Below are 14,180 nucleotides of genomic sequence, written 5' to 3'. Positions count from 1 at the left end.
CCCAGCCCCGCGCCCCTGAGTCGGTGCACTCGAACTCGGCCGAGCTGTACCCACTCAAGGGGCGCGGGGAACTGCGCGACCAGCCCCCACCCCCCGCAGACACAAGTCCTCCCCGCTACCCCAAATGCCTCGCCGCGAAGTCCAGTTCCAGCTTCACCTGCTTGATCCGCTCGTCCACCACCAGCGAACCGTGCCCGGCGTCGTACCGGTACACCTCGTGCACCGCCCCCCTCGACTCCAGCCGCTTCACATAGTTGTCGACCTGACGGATCGGGCACCGCGGGTCGTTGACGCCCGCCGAGATGTACACCGGAGCCTTGACCTGGTCCACGTACGTCAAAGGGGACGACGCCTCGAAGCGCTCCGGCACCTCCTCCGGCGTGCCGCCCAGCAACGTACGGTCCATCGCCTTCAGCGCCTCCATCTCGTCGTGGAACGCCGTGACGTAGTCGGCGACCGGCACCGCCGCGATCCCGAGGGCCCACGCGTCCGGCTGGGTGCCGAGGCCCAGGAGCGTGAGATAGCCGCCCCAGGAGCCGCCGGTGAGAATCAGCCGGTCGGGGTCGGCGAGGCCCGAGCCGATCGCCCACTCCCTGACCGCCGCGATGTCCTCCAGCTCGATGAGGCCGACCCGGTGCTTGAGCGCGTCGGTCCACTCCCGCCCGTACCCCGTGGAACCGCGGTAGTTGACCCGCACGACCGCGTACCCGTGGTCCACCCACGCCGCCGGACCGGCCGCGAAGGAGTCGCTGTCGTGCCAGGTCGGGCCGCCGTGGATGTCGAAGACCGTCGGCAGCGGACCCGTCGTCCCCGCCGGCCTCTGGACCAGGGCGTGGATCCGGCCCCCCGGACCCTCCACCCACACGTCCTCCACCGGCACCGAACCGGGCGACTTCAGACCCGGCGGGTCCAGCACCACCTCGCCGGTCGTCGAGCGCACCGCCGACGGTTCGGCGGCCGAGGACCACAGGTACTCCACGCTGCCGTCGGGGCGGGCCGTCGCCCCGGAGACCGAACCGGGCGGCGTCGGGACCTTCTCCAGCTTGCCGCTCTCCAGGTCGTACCGGAAGAGCTCGCTGCGCGCCTCGAAGCTGTGCGCGATGAGCAGGCCCGTGCCGTCCGGGTACCACTCGGCGCCCACGTCACCGGGCAGGTCCAGGGCGAGGTCGGTCTCCTCGCCCGTGGCCACGTCCCACACCAGCGGCTCCCAACGGCCCCGCCGCTGATGGCCGATGAGCAGCCGGGAGTCGCCGTCGACCGGGGCGAAGCCCAGGACCTCCAGGCCCAGCTCCCGGGTGCCGCCCTCGGTGTCGTCGAGCTCGGCGACCGCCCTGCCGTCGGGGCGCACCACGCGCAGCGCCGAGTGCATCGCGTCGCCGTGCTCGGTGTGCTCGATCGCGATCAGCGAGCCGTCGCGGGAGAGGTCGCCGACGCCCGCCGACTCGCGGTGGCGGTAGATCTCCACCGGGTCCTCGCCGCTGCGCACGAGGTGGATGGAGGTGCCCTCGTCGTCGGTCGAGCGGCCCACGACCGCCGTACCGCCGTCCCGGCCCAGGGCCAGGCCCGCCGGGTAGGAGGCGTCCAGGCCCGGCGCGGCGAGCTCGTCCGCGCCTCCCTCGAAGGGCTGGCGGCGCCAGACGCCGAACTCGTCGCCGTCCTTGTCGTCGAACCACCAGATCCACGCGCCGTCCGGGGAGAGCACGCCGTCCGTGGTGCCGTTGGGCCGGTCCGTGACCTGACGCTGGACGCCGGTGGCCCGGTCCCAGGCGTACAGCTCGTACGTCCCCGTGGCGTTGGACACGAACAGGGAGCGGTCGGGGGCGTCCTCCGCCCAGTCGGGCAGCGACACCCGCGGCGCCCGGAAGCGCTTCTCCCAGTCCGGCATCTCGTTGTTCCGCCCGGCCGCGGCGGACCCGTTGCTCTCAGTCATGACCCCATACTGCCTGCCTTCACAGACAATCCGTAGACGAGGTCCCCAGCCTGTGGACAACTTCTACCAGCCGCTTACCCGAACCACCCACGACCAGCTCGGAAAGCCCGTCGCGGACCCGTTGTCAGTGGCGGGGTGCAGACTCGTCCCCATGACCGATCTGCGCAAGAGCGTCGAGAGTTTCTGGGCCTTCGCCGAGGCCCGCGACTGGACCGCGTTCGCGGACACCCTGGCCGAGGACGTCGTCTACACCCTGCCGCAGACCCGCGAGCGGATCAGCGGCCGGGAGCGGTTCGTCGAGTTCAACCGTGACTACCCGGGCGACTGGCACCTGCGGATCGAGCGGATCGTCGCCGAGCCGGGCCAGGTCGTCACCTGGATCCACGCCACGGTGGGCCTGGAGGAGATGTACGCCGTCTCCTTCTTCACCGGGGACGAGCACGGCCGTATATCCACCATTACCGACTTCTGGCCGGAGCCGTACGAGCCCCCGGCGGGCCGCGACCACCTCACCGAGAGGTTCTGACCCCGCGCCCCCGAGGCCCGGGGCGGCCCCGTACCGTGGGGGTGTGTACCGGTTTCTGCTGACGCCCCGCTGGTTCGGCATCACCATCTTCGTGCTGCTCGCCATCCCGTTCTGCCTCTTCATGGGGTCGTGGCAGCTGAGCCGGTTCGAGGACCGGATGACGGAGAGCCGGGACGCCCAGCAGTCGGTCGTCACCGACGAGCGGGAGGCCGCGCGGCCGTTGGCCGAGCTGCTGCCGGTGAACAAGGCGACCTCAGGCAAGCAGGCCACCGCGACCGGCCGGTACGACAAACAGCTGCTCGTCCCCGACCGGCAACTCGACGACCACGACGGCTACTACGTCCTGACGCTGCTGCGCACCGACGGCGGCAAGGCCCTGCCCGTGGTCCGGGGCTGGCTGCCCGGCACCCCCGACCCGGCGAAGGTCCCCGCCGCGCCGAAGGGCGAGGTCACCGTCACCGGTGCGCTGCAGGCCTCGGAGACCCCGGGGGACAACGGCGTCAGTGCGCAGGGCGGCCTTCCGGCCGGGCAGACCGCGGCGATCAGCGCGGCCTCCCTGATCAACCTCGTGCCCTACGACGTGTACGACGCGTGGGTCACCCTCAACACCGGTGACTCCGGGATGAAGGCCGTACCGGCGACCGCGCCCGCCGACAGCGGGCTCGACCTCAAGGCCTTCCAGAACCTCGGTTACACCGGCGAGTGGTTCGTCTTCGCCGGCTTCGTGCTCTTCATGTGGTTCCGTCTGATGCGCCGCGAGGTGGAGTTCATCCGGGACGCGGAGCTGGGGATCCTCCCGGACGACGACGCACAGCGGTCCCAGGAGCAGCCGCAGGAGAAGGCGAGCGCCTGAACCCGGGCGTCCCCCGACGCCCGTCGCCCCGTCGGGGCCCGTTCACGCCGTCACGACGAGGCGAGCACGCCCGTCCAGTACACGACCCCCGCGCACGCGTTGGTCACCGTCGTGGACACCGACGGTCCGCCGCCCTCCGCCGTGTTCGTCACCAGGACGCTGCCGTCCGCCGTGCCGTCCGCCGTGAGGAGCTGGGTGGAGGTGCCGGTGTCGCCGCCGGTGGAGGAACCACCGTCGCCGCTGGAGCTGTCCGGGGACGTCGTCGGGTCGGGGGTGGGGTCCGTCGAGGGTTCCGCGGTGGGACAGGTCTCGGACGGCACCCAGGCGAACTTCACGTCGTAGGAGGAACCCGGCTGGAGCAGCAGCTGGGAGACCTCCTGGGACGGGTCGGGCAGCCCTGCCGAGGCCGCGTCGCCGGACACGTGCCGAGCCGGGCTGATCTTGCCGCTGTCGGCCGCGCCCTGCGCGCTCAGTGTCACGGTGCCGGGACCGTTGACCGTGCAGGCGGCGATGGAGCCGTTGGTGATGTGGAACGTGCCGTAGACCGTGCCGGAGGCGTCGGGCACCGCGGTGCTCGCCGTGGGTGTGCCGAGCTGTGCGGCCGTACAGACCGGGGCGCTCTCGGTGGTCGTGGCGGACGGGCCGGTGCCGCTGCTCGCGCCGGTGCTCGCGCCCGCGTTCCTGCCCTTGTCCTCGCCCTTCGGCGTGCCCTTGCCCTTGTCCTCGGTCTTGGTCGAGGAGCCGCCGGAGGTGGACTCGCCGCCGTCCTCCTGCTTGCCCTGGCCCGCGCCGCCCTGCGCCTGGGAGGTGTGCCCGGCGTTGGAGGTGTTGGCGCTGGTGCCGGTGGAGGAGACGTGCACGACGGCGGGGATGGCGGTGCCGCAGAAGAGGGCCGCGGCGGCCATGCCGACGAGGGCCTGCCTCTTGCGTGCCCGCCGGGCGGGCACCGCCTTGCGCAGATGGTCCAGGGTGCCGTCGCGCGGCTCCATCTCCCGGACCGCCTGGTGCAGCATCCGTCGCAGTGCCAGCTCGTCCGAGTCGAACTCCCCCGTGGAGCTCAGATCGTCGGGGCCCTGATTCACAGTTCCGTTCCCAGCGTGCGATTGCTTGTGCTCTTGCCGCGCCGCCCAGGTCGGCTCGTGCTTGCCTTCCCCGGTCGGCTCATGCCACGCGTAAGGCTCGTGGCGCCGTCCCTCTGAATCTCCTTCGCCGCTCACACCGGCTCCTCCATCGCGACCCGCAGTGCGGCGATCCCACGGGAGCCGTACGCCTTCACGGAGCCCAGCGAGATGCCGAGCGTATCGGCGACCTGGGCCTCGGTCATGTCCGAGAAGTAGCGCAGGACGAGGACTTCGCGCTGACGGCGCTGCAGGCCCTTCATGGCCTTGATGAGCGAGTCGCGCTCCAGCAGGTCGTAGGCCCCCTCCTCGGCGCTCGCCATGTCGGGCATCGGCTTGGACAGCAGCTTGAGTCCGAGGATGCGCCGGCGCAGGGCCGAGCGGGAGAGGTTGACGACCGTCTGGCGCAGGTACGCGAGCGTCTTCTCCGGGTCGCGGACGCGTTTGCGTGCCGAGTGGACGCGGATGAAGGCCTCCTGGACGACGTCCTCGCAGGAGGCGGTGTCGTCGAGCAGGAGGGCGGCGAGACCCAGCAGGGAGCGGTAGTGCGCCCGGTAGGTCTCGGTGAGGTGGTCGACGGTGGTTCCGGCTACCGCAGTGTCCTCGGCTCCGTCACGCTGACTGGGTATGCGGGCGGGCCGCGCTGCGGGCATGGGGGCGATCACCGGCATGCCACCGGGAGCCCCGGGCCTGCGGGGCCTGAGGACAGCCGCGCCGCTCGGCGCGGCAGGGAAGTCGAGTACCTGAGCCACGACAGTTGGACACACTCACCCCGGTGAGGGTTGTACGCGGCCGTCCATCTTCTCTCAGGCAGCACAACTGACCGTGCGTCGAACGCGCTCATGCCCTACCCGCTCTTCCCCTGTGTCCTGAGTGCCGAGGCGTCCCCACGCCTCGCCTGCATCCCCGCGCCCCTGAAAGGGCGTTCGCAAAGACGCTCCCCGCCCTTCGCGCGGTTGCGGAGAGCGGGGAGGAAAATCTTCGGACGCCAAGACGCCGGGATCAAGTGGTACGGACCATTAGTCGCACCACATGTCGCACACAGATCCTACAAAGCGTTCCGGTCATGGCCAGGGCTTTTCCCGTGGGCGCAAGTGCGTACGGGAGATCCGCCACGGGACACACGTCACACGAACTCGGCCGCGACGAGCTCCGCGATCTGCGCGGTGTTGAGCGCGGCACCCTTGCGCAGGTTGTCTCCGCACACGAAGAGTTCGAGCGCGGTGGGGTCGTCGAGGGCCCGCCGGACCCGCCCGACCCAGGTGGGATCGGTGCCGACGACGTCGGCGGGGGTGGGGAACTCCCCGGCCGCCGGATCGTCGAAGAGGACGACCCCGGGGGCGGTGGCGAGGATCTCGCGCGCCTTGCGGACGGTGACCTCGCCCTCGAAGCGGGCGTGCACGGTCAGGGAGTGCACGGTGACCACCGGGACCCGCACACAGGTCACGGCGACCGGCAGCCTGGGCAGACCGAGGATCTTGCGGGACTCGTCCCGCACCTTCATCTCCTCCGAGGACCACCCGTCCTCGCGCAGCGACCCGGCCCACGGTACGACGTTCAGCGCGACCGGCTCCGGGAACGGCCCGGTGTTGTCGCCGACCGCCCGCCGTACGTCACCGGGGTGCGTGCCGAGCTCGGTGCCCGCGACCAGGGACAGCTGCTGCCGCAGCGTCTCGACGCCCGCCCGGCCCGCACCGCTCACCGCCTGGTACGAGGACACCACCAGCTCCCGCAGCCCGAACTCGGCGTGCAGCGCGCCCAGGGCCACGATCATGGAAAGGGTCGTGCAGTTGGGGTTGGCGATGATCCCGCGCGGCCGCATCCGGGCCATGTGCCCGTTGACCTCGGGCACGACGAGGGGCACGTCCGGATCCATCCGGAAGGCGCCCGAATTGTCCACGACGACGGCACCGCGGGCGGCGGCGACCGGCGCCCACTGCGCGGCCACCTCGTCCGGTACGTCGAACATGGCGACGTCGACACCGTCGAAGGCCTCCTCCGACAGGGCCACCACCTCGACCTGCTCCCCGCGCACGGCCAGCTTGCGGCCGGCCGAGCGGGGGGAGGCGATCAGTCGGATCTCGCCCCAGATGTCCGCGTGCTGGGACAGGATCTGGAGCATGACCGTGCCGACGGCTCCGGTCGCCCCCACGACCGCGAGCGTCGGTCGTACGGTCATCGCCCGGTGCCCCCGTAGACGACGGCCTCGTCGCTGTCGGAGTCGAGCCCGAAGGCGCTGTGCACGGCGCGGACGGCTTCCGTCACGTCGTCGGCACGCGTGACGACCGAGATGCGGATCTCGGAGGTCGAGATCAGCTCGATGTTCACGCCGGCGTCGGACAGGGCGGTGAAGAAGTCGGCCGTGACGCCCGGGTTGGTCTTCATGCCCGCGCCCACGAGCGAGATCTTGCCGATCTGGTCGTCGTAGCGCAGCGAGTCGAAGCCGATGCCGGACTTGTTCTTCTCCAGGGCGTCGATGGCCTTGCGGCCCTCGGCCTTGGGAAGCGTGAAGGAGATGTCCGTCAGCCCGGTGGAGGCGGCGGAGACGTTCTGCACGATCATGTCGATGTTGATCTCGGCGTCCGCGATCGTACGGAAGATGACCGCGGCCTCACCCGGCTTGTCCGGCACGCCGACGACCGTGATCTTGGCCTCGGAGGTGTCGTGCGCGACACCGGAGATGATGGCCTGCTCCACCTTCTTGTCCCCTCGCTCGATCGGCTCACTGCTGACCCACGTGCCCTGCAGTCCGCTGAAGGACGACCGGACGTGGATCGGGATGTTGTAGCGACGGGCGTACTCCACACAGCGGTGGAGCAGCACCTTCGAACCGGAGGCGGCGAGCTCCAGCATGTCCTCGAAGGAGATCCAGTCGATCTTCTTCGCCTTCTTCACCACGCGCGGGTCGGCGGTGAACACGCCGTCGACATCGGTGTAGATCTCGCAGACCTCGGCGTCGAGGGCGGCCGCGAGCGCCACGGCGGTGGTGTCGGAGCCACCGCGCCCGAGCGTGGTGATGTCCTTCTTGTCCTGGCTGACGCCCTGGAAGCCGGCGACGATGGCGATGTTGCCCTCGTCGAGGGCCGTACGGATACGGCCCGGCGTGACGTCGATGATCCGGGCTTTGTTGTGGACCGAGTCGGTGATGACGCCGGCCTGGCTGCCGGTGAAGGACTGGGCCTCGTGGCCCAGGTTTTTGATCGCCATGGCCAGCAGCGCCATGGAGATCCGCTCTCCGGCGGTCAGCAGCATGTCGAACTCACGCCCGGCAGGCATGGGAGATACCTGCTCGGCGAGATCGATCAGCTCGTCCGTCGTGTCGCCCATCGCGGAAACGACGACGACCACCTGGTGGCCGTTCTTCTTCGCTTCGACGATTCGCTTGGCGACGCGCTTGATGCCCTCGGCATCGGCTACGGAGGAGCCTCCGTACTTCTGCACGACAAGGCCCACGTGCGCTCCTCGCTCAGTCCGTGTGTGTCGGCTCAGTTTAACGAGCGCCCGAATTTCACCTCCGCGGTATCGCATCGTGAGATTCGCACGCCCAGGTCAGCGCATGCCCAAGCGCGGCCCAGGGGAAAAGTGCACCGCGTCACACGGACCGGTGGGGCACATGTGACGACTGTGAATTAAGTTTCAAGGATTAGGGTGCGCCTGTGCGCGTACTCCTGGTGGAAGACGATGAGCCGGTGGCCCAGTCCCTGAGACGAGGCCTGACCCGGTACGGCTTCGAGGTCGAGTGGGTCTCCACCGGCGGGGCCGCGCTCGGCCACCAGGGCCCCTACGACGTCGTCCTGCTCGATCTCGGGCTGCCCGACACCGACGGCCTCGACGTGTGCAGGGCGCTGCGCGAGCGCGGTGACGTGCCGATCATCGTGATCAGCGCACGCAGCGACGAGACGGACCGGGTGGTCGGCCTGGAGCTCGGCGCCGACGACTACGTGACCAAGCCGTTCGGGGTCCGGGAGGTCATCGCGCGGATACGGGCCGTGATGCGGCGCGCGCAGCCCCGTACCGAAGCCGCGGCCGGCCCCGACACCTACGGCTCCCGCCTCACCGTCGACCGCAAGGCCGCCCGGGTCCGTCTCGACGGCGAGGAGGTGCCCCTCGCGCCCAAGGAGTACGACCTGCTGGCCTTCCTCACCGAGGAGCCGGGCGCGCTGATGTCGCGCGAGCAGATCATGGAGGCGGTCTGGGACGCGAACTGGTTCGGGCCGACCAAGACACTGGACGTGCATGTGGCGGCGCTGCGGCGCAAGCTCGCCGGGGCGGTCGTCATCGAGGCGGTCCGGGGCGTGGGCTTCCGGCTGGAGATCGCCAAGGACGACGGGGTCTCATGAACCGGCAGCTCATCCGGAGCTACATCCTGCTGGTCGCGGTGGCCATCTTCCTGTTCACCGTCCCGGTCGCCTTCACGCTGACCAAGCAGTTGCGGGACGACACCAGGCAGTCGGTTCTGCGCGAGGCGAACACCATGGCGCTGCTGCTGAGCAACGGCAGCAGCACCTCGTGCGAGGCCCTGACCGAGGTGGCCAGGGCGTACGGCGACGTCGAGGCGACCCCGACCGCGCGCTGCGACCCGAAGCTGCCGGTCCCCGCCGCGGACGCGGCGCTGAAGCGGGCCGTGGAGAAGGAGCAGTCGACCACCGACTGGGGTTCCGACTTCGTCTGGGGCAGACATCTGACGGTCACCGTCCCCGCGAAGGGCGACGCGGCCGTACGGATCGTCTACTCGACCTCGGACATGACCCGACGGCTCTGGCAGATCTGGGGCTTCAGGGCCGCACTCGCCGTGCTGGTCCTCGCGGCGGCCGCCGCGATCGGCGCCTACGCCGCCCGCCGGATCACCGCCCCGCTGCGCGAACTCAACTCCATGGCAAGCAAGTTCAGCGACGGCGACCTGACCGCGCGCTCCCCGGTGACGGGCCCGCCGGAGACGCAGACGCTCGCCCGGACCCTGAACCAGGGCGCCGAACGGCTGGACACGCTGGTGGCCTCGCAGCGCATCTTCGTGGCCGACGCCTCGCACCAGCTCCGCACCCCGCTCACCGCGTTGCGCCTGTCGCTGGACAACATCGCGGACGCGGTGGACGACGAGTTCGTCCGGGAGGACGTGGAGCAGGCGACGGCGGAGGTGGTCCGGATGAGCCGCCTGGTCAACGGCCTGCTGGTGCTGGCGCGGGCGGAGGCGAAGGTGGCCGCCGCGGAGCCGTTGCCGCTCAGGGACATCGTGGACGAGCGACTGACGGTGTGGAGGCCGGCCGCCGACGAGCGCGGAGTCACCATCGCGCTCAGGGGGAGTGTTGTCGACGACCGGCCGTCTGTGTTGGCCGGCCCCGGTCATCTCGACCAGGTGCTGGACAACGTGCTCTCGAACGCCCTGGAGGTCTCGCCGGACGGCGGGCGGATCACCGTCGAGGTCGAGTCCCGGGCGGACAGGGTGGTGCTGTCGGTCCTTGACGAGGGACCCGGCATGTCCGACGCCGACAAGTCCCGTGCCTTCGACCGCTTCTGGCGCGGTCAGGGCCTGACCGGACGCTCCGGTTCGGGTCTCGGCCTCGCCGTCGTCAAACAGCTGGTGACCGACGACGGCGGGACGGTGACGCTGGCGGACGCGCCGGGGGGCGGGCTGAAGGTGGAGATCAGCCTTCGGGCATCGCCGAGGAGTGGTGGTTGACGATCTTCCAGACGCCGTCGCGCTTCTCGTACTCGTACGTGTAGCGGGCCTCGACGACGCGCTTGGCGCCGCTCTTCGGGTCGGTGAGCGTGAACTCGTAGACGCCGGTGTCGATCGCGGAGTCGGTGTCGAGGACCTTGACGATCGTCTGGACCTTCTTGCCGACCGGCTTGTTCTGAAGGAAGTGCTCGAAGTAGTCGGCGATCTCCGCGTGGCTGGTTCTGACCTTGTTGGAGACGGTGGGCAGGAGAATGGCGTCCTCGGCGTACAGGTTCGCCACCTTGTCGGGGTCACCGGTCTTCAGGGCCGCGTTCCAGGTCGTGAACAGGCCCGCGACCTCCTTGTTGGTGGGCTTCTTCGCGGCGTCCGCCCCGGCGGTGGCGACGACGGTACCGACGGTTCCCACAGCGACGATCGCGGTCGCGGTGACGATGGCTGCGCGCTTGGTTATGGACCGACGGTTCATCGCTGTCTCCAGTGCGGTGAGAGGCTGTGCTGTGAAGTGACTCCAGCCTCTCTTCACGCCGGTTAGAGCCCGTGCAGCCCAGGTACAGGGCGGAGACAGCAAACGCCCAACTCACGCACGGTGCCCGTCCGGTCGCTGTCCGCGCAGCAGCCCGACCCCGGCGCCGAGCGCCACCACGCCCATCCCGACGGCGGTCATGACGCCCTGGACCCCGTCCACGAGGAACGGCGCGGCCGCGGCGACGGCGAGGTTGAACAGGAAGAGGAACCACAGGACGGGGGTGGAGGAGAGCAGGGCCTTCATGGCGGTTTTCCTTCGTTACGGAGTGGTTGACCTGGCGAGATCAACGATCCCGTTCCGCGGGGTCCGTCACGAGGGGGTGCGCTCCCGGACCGGGGTGTAGTGGGATACACCTTGCCTGTGACGGGTGACGTGCTGCTGACGGCCATCGTGCTGCTGGGTTCCTCCGTGCAGTGGCTCACCGGGATGGGCTTCGCGCTGGTCTCCGTACCGGCCCTGGTCCTGCTCCTCGGCCCGGCGGAAGGCGTGCTCCTCGCCAACTGCGCGGCCGGGGTGATCTGTCTGATCGGCCTGGCGGGCGGATGGCGCCTGGTACGCCCCCGCGCGATGCTCCCCTTCTGCCTGGCAGCGGCCTGCACGGTCCCCGCGGGCACCTGGATGACCCGTCAACTCCCGCAGGCATGGCTGCTGTTGGTGATGGGCGCGCTGGTGACCTCGGCGGTACTCCTCGTCATGCGGGGCGCGCGGGCGGCCGCTCTGCGCGGCACACGGGGCGCGGTGTTCGCGGGCGCGGCGGGCGGGTTCATGAACTCCGCTGCGGGGGTCGGCGGCCCGCCCTTCTCCCTCTACGCCGTCAACGCGGGCTGGACGGTAGGGGAGTTCGTCCCGAACGCGATGTTCTACGGCGTGATCGTGAACGCGTTCTCGGTGGCGTCGAACGGGGTGCCGGGGCTGAACCGGGTGCATTGGGCCCTGGTGATCGCGGCGATGGGGGCGGGCGGCCTGATCGGCAGGGGGCTCGCGCCCCGCATCCCGGAGCACCGGGCCCGCCTGCTGGTGCTGTCGCTCGCCCTGATGGGCGGGGTCACAGCCGTGGGGAAGGGACTGTGGGGCCTGTGACCACTGCGCGAGCTCATGCGGATCACACCCGCCCCCCGAACAGCGCCACCAGACCGTGGTCCAGTTCCGCGCCCACCGTCTCCTCGTCCGGAGCGACGACCGTGTACGTGCGGGCCAGGAAGCGGGTCAGGTCCGCGGTGGGGAAGCGGAGGACGGCGACGCCCTGCGCGGCGTGGAACTCCACGTAGGTGTGGCCCGAACCGGTCGGGCGGACACGGACGTTGCCGAGGCCGGCCGGGCCTCGCAGCCCCTCCCCCAGCAGCGTCCTGGCGAACGTCCACGTCGTGGCCTCGCCGTCGACCGTGACGTGGGGCGGGAAGTCGATGTGCACGGCCGGTGGTTCGGCGGAGGTGTAGCGCAGGGTCGCGGGGATCGCGAGCTCCTGGTCCGCGGCCGTGATCAGGCGGGCGCCTGTCGGCTGCTGGAGGGTCACGTGCACGAGGAGCTCCAAGTCGGCGGGGGCGCGGGCCTGGTGTGGCCGTTTGTGGTGAGACCACCCCAGTGCCCGCGTATCACGCCGTTCGTGAAGCCGACTCGTATGACTCGTGTCACACAGGAGCCACGAGGAGCTACTTCGGGGAGTGCAGCCCCAGCGGACCCGCGATCTCCTCCACCATCACCTTGCCCGCCTCGAACTCCAGCGTCTCGTCGCCGATCGACTGGTCGGTGTCGAGGCCGTCCAGCTCCGCCAGCGGCTGGTTCAGGCGGACATGGGCCACGATCGACTGGAGGGCGCGCAGGGTCGCGGACGCCGTGGAGCCCCAGTTGGAGAAGTACGAGAACTGCCACCACCACAGCGCCTCCGAGGTGCGGCCCGCTCGGTAGTGGGCCATGCCGTGGCGCAGGTCGGTGATGACGTCGGTCAGGTCGTCGGAGATCCGGGCCGGCACCGGCGCCTTGCGGGGCTCGTAGGGGTCGAAGACCTCGGAGTAGACGTCGATCGGCTCCAGCAGCCGGGCCAGGTTCTCGCGGAGGTCGTCCACGTCGGCGTCCGGGCCCGTGTCGGGCTCGTAGCGCTCGTCGGGGACGATGTCCTCGTGGGCGCCCAGACGGCCGCCGGCCAGCAGGAGCTGGGAGACCTCCAGGAGCAGGAAGGGGACGGCCGAGTCGGGTTCGTCGCCCTTGGCCACCTCCATGACGGCCACCAGGAAGCTCTCGACCTGGTCGGCGATCTGGACCGCGAAGTCGTCGGGGTCCTGGGCGTGCAGTGTGGCGTCAGACATCTAGGAGTCGTCTCCCCTCGAAGGCGCGGCCGAGGGTCACCTCGTCCGCGTATTCCAGGTCGCCACCCACCGGGAGGCCGCTGGCCAGGCGGGTGACCTTGAGGCCCATGGGCTTGATCATGCGGGCGAGGTACGTCGCTGTGGCCTCGCCCTCCAGGTTCGGGTCGGTGGCCAGGATGAGCTCCGTGACCGTCCCGTCGGCCAACCGCGCGAGAAGTTCTCGTATCCGCAGGTCGTCCGGACCGACACCCTCGATGGGGCTGATCGCGCCACCCAGGACGTGGTACTTGCCGCGGAACTCCCGGGTGCGCTCGATCGCGACCACGTCCTTCGGCTCCTCCACCACGCAGATGACGGTGAGGTCGCGCCGGGGGTCGCGGCAGATGTTGCACAGCTCTTCCTGCGCGACATTGCCGCAGGTCGCGCAGAAGCGGACCTTCGCCTTGACCTCCATCAGGCACTGCGCGAGACGCCGTACGTCCGTCGGCTCCGCCTGGAGGATGTGGAAGGCGATCCGCTGCGCGCTCTTGGGACCGACGCCGGGCAGCCGCCCCAGTTCGTCGATGAGGTCCTGGACCACGCCTTCGTACAACGGACTGCCGTCCTTCCTGGGTTCCTTGCGATACGTACGCTAGTTGGCCGATGCCCGCCAAAGAAAGACGGGCACCGGGAAAGACCGGCCTCCTCCTAGAAAGGCAGCCCTGGGATACCGCTGCCACCGCCGCCGAGGCCCTGGGCGAGCGGGCCGAGCTTCTGCTGCTGGAGGGTCTGGGCGTTCTCGTTGGCCGCCTGGACCGCCGCCACGATCAGGTCGGCGAGGGTCTCGGTGTCTTCGGGGTCCACGGCCTTCGGGTCGATCTTCAGCGCGCGCAGCTCGCCGGCGCCGGTGACGGTGGCCTTCACCAGACCGCCGCCCGCCTGGCCGTCGACCTCGGTCCCGGCGAGTTCCTCCTGCGCGTTCGCCAGGTCCTGCTGCATCTTCTGGGCCTGCTGGAGCAGCTGCTGCATGTTGGGCTGGCCACCACCGGGGATCACGATCAGCTCCTGTGCTTTTCGCCTTGGTCTTCCGTCTGTGACGAGCCTACGTGTTCCACGTGGCCGTCGCCCCAGCACTCTTTCGAGTGAGTCGACCTGGAGTCCTATACCTGATCAAGGCCCTCTTCCGAGCGGAAAAGCAACCAAAGCACCCCCTTCGCCACCCATTGGGCGGTAGGAAGGATCCCCGCACATCAGCATCAGGCGTCACG

At 70.1% G+C, this 14,180-nt stretch carries 16 protein-coding genes; 5 read left to right on the top strand and 11 right to left on the bottom strand.

Features of this window, described 5'->3' with window-relative positions:
• Positions 1-115: 115 nt before the first annotated feature.
• Positions 116-1,930: a S9 family peptidase gene (locus tag ACZ39I_RS22645; protein WP_467246125.1), complete on the bottom strand. Its 1,815-nt coding sequence runs from the start codon at positions 1,928-1,930 to the stop codon at positions 116-118.
• A gap of 151 nt (positions 1,931-2,081) precedes the next feature.
• Here ACZ39I_RS22645 and ACZ39I_RS22640 point away from each other — a divergent pair, with 151 nt between their 5' ends.
• Both ACZ39I_RS22640 and ACZ39I_RS22635 read left to right on the top strand, forming a co-directional pair.
• The gene (locus ACZ39I_RS22640; protein ID WP_467246124.1) at positions 2,082-2,456 is read left to right on the top strand and encodes a nuclear transport factor 2 family protein; all 375 of its coding nucleotides are present in this window, start codon (positions 2,082-2,084) and stop codon (positions 2,454-2,456) included.
• A 43-nt stretch (positions 2,457-2,499) separates the two neighbouring features.
• Complete coding sequence (locus ACZ39I_RS22635; protein WP_467246123.1) at positions 2,500-3,309, top strand: SURF1 family protein; 810 nt, start codon at positions 2,500-2,502, stop codon at positions 3,307-3,309.
• A gap of 50 nt (positions 3,310-3,359) precedes the next feature.
• Here the strand turns inward: ACZ39I_RS22635 and ACZ39I_RS22630 are convergent, their stop codons facing one another.
• From ACZ39I_RS22630 to ACZ39I_RS22615, 4 genes are all read right to left on the bottom strand, one after another.
• Complete coding sequence (locus ACZ39I_RS22630; RefSeq protein ID WP_467246122.1) at positions 3,360-4,391, bottom strand: hypothetical protein; 1,032 nt, start codon at positions 4,389-4,391, stop codon at positions 3,360-3,362.
• Between the two features lie 131 nt (positions 4,392-4,522).
• The gene (locus ACZ39I_RS22625) at positions 4,523-5,179 is read right to left on the bottom strand and encodes a SigE family RNA polymerase sigma factor (RefSeq protein ID WP_467246121.1); all 657 of its coding nucleotides are present in this window, start codon (positions 5,177-5,179) and stop codon (positions 4,523-4,525) included.
• Positions 5,180-5,553: 374 nt separating this feature from the next.
• Positions 5,554-6,606, bottom strand: coding sequence for an aspartate-semialdehyde dehydrogenase (locus ACZ39I_RS22620; RefSeq protein ID WP_467246120.1), 1,053 nt, complete (start codon positions 6,604-6,606; stop codon positions 5,554-5,556).
• The gene (locus ACZ39I_RS22615) at positions 6,603-7,880 is read right to left on the bottom strand and encodes an aspartate kinase (RefSeq protein WP_352387718.1); all 1,278 of its coding nucleotides are present in this window, start codon (positions 7,878-7,880) and stop codon (positions 6,603-6,605) included. Before ACZ39I_RS22615 ends, ACZ39I_RS22620 begins: the two co-directional genes overlap by 4 nt.
• A 203-nt stretch (positions 7,881-8,083) precedes the next feature.
• Here ACZ39I_RS22615 and ACZ39I_RS22610 point away from each other — a divergent pair, with 203 nt between their 5' ends.
• Together ACZ39I_RS22610 and ACZ39I_RS22605 are read left to right on the top strand one after the other, a co-directional pair.
• Positions 8,084-8,767, top strand: a complete 684-nt coding sequence (locus ACZ39I_RS22610) for a response regulator transcription factor (RefSeq protein ID WP_352387716.1) — start codon at positions 8,084-8,086, stop codon at positions 8,765-8,767.
• Positions 8,764-10,104 (top strand): sensor histidine kinase, encoded by a 1,341-nt coding sequence (locus tag ACZ39I_RS22605; RefSeq protein WP_467246119.1) that lies wholly within the window; start codon positions 8,764-8,766, stop codon positions 10,102-10,104. Before ACZ39I_RS22610 ends, ACZ39I_RS22605 begins: the two co-directional genes overlap by 4 nt.
• Here the strand turns inward: ACZ39I_RS22605 and ACZ39I_RS22600 are convergent.
• Together ACZ39I_RS22600 and ACZ39I_RS22595 are read right to left on the bottom strand one after the other, a co-directional pair.
• A complete protein-coding gene (locus tag ACZ39I_RS22600) occupies positions 10,070-10,570 on the bottom strand; it encodes an SgcJ/EcaC family oxidoreductase (protein WP_467246118.1) in 501 nt (166 codons plus the stop codon). The genes ACZ39I_RS22605 and ACZ39I_RS22600 overlap by 35 nt on opposite strands.
• 111 nt (positions 10,571-10,681) lie before the next feature.
• On the bottom strand, positions 10,682-10,873 hold the full coding sequence (locus ACZ39I_RS22595) for a hypothetical protein (RefSeq protein ID WP_467246117.1): 192 nt from the start codon (positions 10,871-10,873) through the stop codon (positions 10,682-10,684).
• 117 nt (positions 10,874-10,990) lie between these two features.
• Between ACZ39I_RS22595 and ACZ39I_RS22590 the strand changes: the two genes are divergently transcribed.
• Positions 10,991-11,710, top strand: a complete 720-nt coding sequence (locus tag ACZ39I_RS22590) for a TSUP family transporter (protein WP_467246116.1) — start codon at positions 10,991-10,993, stop codon at positions 11,708-11,710.
• Positions 11,711-11,732: 22 nt separating this feature from the next.
• On the opposite strand, the gene ACZ39I_RS22585 is transcribed toward ACZ39I_RS22590, so the two are convergent.
• The 4 genes from ACZ39I_RS22585 to ACZ39I_RS22570 all read right to left on the bottom strand — a co-directional run bounded on the left by ACZ39I_RS22585 (position 11,733) and on the right by ACZ39I_RS22570 (position 13,968).
• A complete protein-coding gene (locus ACZ39I_RS22585; RefSeq protein WP_467246115.1) occupies positions 11,733-12,149 on the bottom strand; it encodes an SsgA family sporulation/cell division regulator in 417 nt (138 codons plus the stop codon).
• Positions 12,150-12,279: 130 nt separating this feature from the next.
• The gene (locus ACZ39I_RS22580) at positions 12,280-12,933 is read right to left on the bottom strand and encodes a DUF5063 domain-containing protein (protein WP_467246114.1); all 654 of its coding nucleotides are present in this window, start codon (positions 12,931-12,933) and stop codon (positions 12,280-12,282) included.
• Positions 12,926-13,525, bottom strand: a complete 600-nt coding sequence (gene recR, locus ACZ39I_RS22575) for a recombination mediator RecR (RefSeq protein ID WP_351419838.1) — start codon at positions 13,523-13,525, stop codon at positions 12,926-12,928. Before recR ends, ACZ39I_RS22580 begins: the two co-directional genes overlap by 8 nt.
• 95 nt (positions 13,526-13,620) lie before the next feature.
• Positions 13,621-13,968, bottom strand: coding sequence for a YbaB/EbfC family nucleoid-associated protein (locus ACZ39I_RS22570; protein WP_352387694.1), 348 nt, complete (start codon positions 13,966-13,968; stop codon positions 13,621-13,623).
• Between the last annotated feature and the right edge of the window lie 212 nt (positions 13,969-14,180).

This window comes from Streptomyces sp. NPDC024687, from assembly GCF_055559055.1.
This window is presented reverse-complemented; position numbering and strand designations above follow the sequence as displayed.

Coding starts and splice junctions, on each gene's coding strand:
- ACZ39I_RS22645 (WP_467246125.1), bottom strand. CDS start 1,930: ATGACTGAGAGCAACGGGTCCGCCGCGGCCGGGCGGAACAACGAGATG.
- ACZ39I_RS22640 (WP_467246124.1), top strand. CDS start 2,082: ATGACCGATCTGCGCAAGAGCGTCGAGAGTTTCTGGGCCTTCGCCGAG.
- ACZ39I_RS22620 (WP_467246120.1), bottom strand. CDS start 6,606: ATGACCGTACGACCGACGCTCGCGGTCGTGGGGGCGACCGGAGCCGTC.
- ACZ39I_RS22605 (WP_467246119.1), top strand. CDS start 8,764: ATGAACCGGCAGCTCATCCGGAGCTACATCCTGCTGGTCGCGGTGGCC.
- ACZ39I_RS22600 (WP_467246118.1), bottom strand. CDS start 10,570: ATGAACCGTCGGTCCATAACCAAGCGCGCAGCCATCGTCACCGCGACC.
- ACZ39I_RS22595 (WP_467246117.1), bottom strand. CDS start 10,873: ATGAAGGCCCTGCTCTCCTCCACCCCCGTCCTGTGGTTCCTCTTCCTG.
- ACZ39I_RS22580 (WP_467246114.1), bottom strand. CDS start 12,933: ATGTCTGACGCCACACTGCACGCCCAGGACCCCGACGACTTCGCGGTC.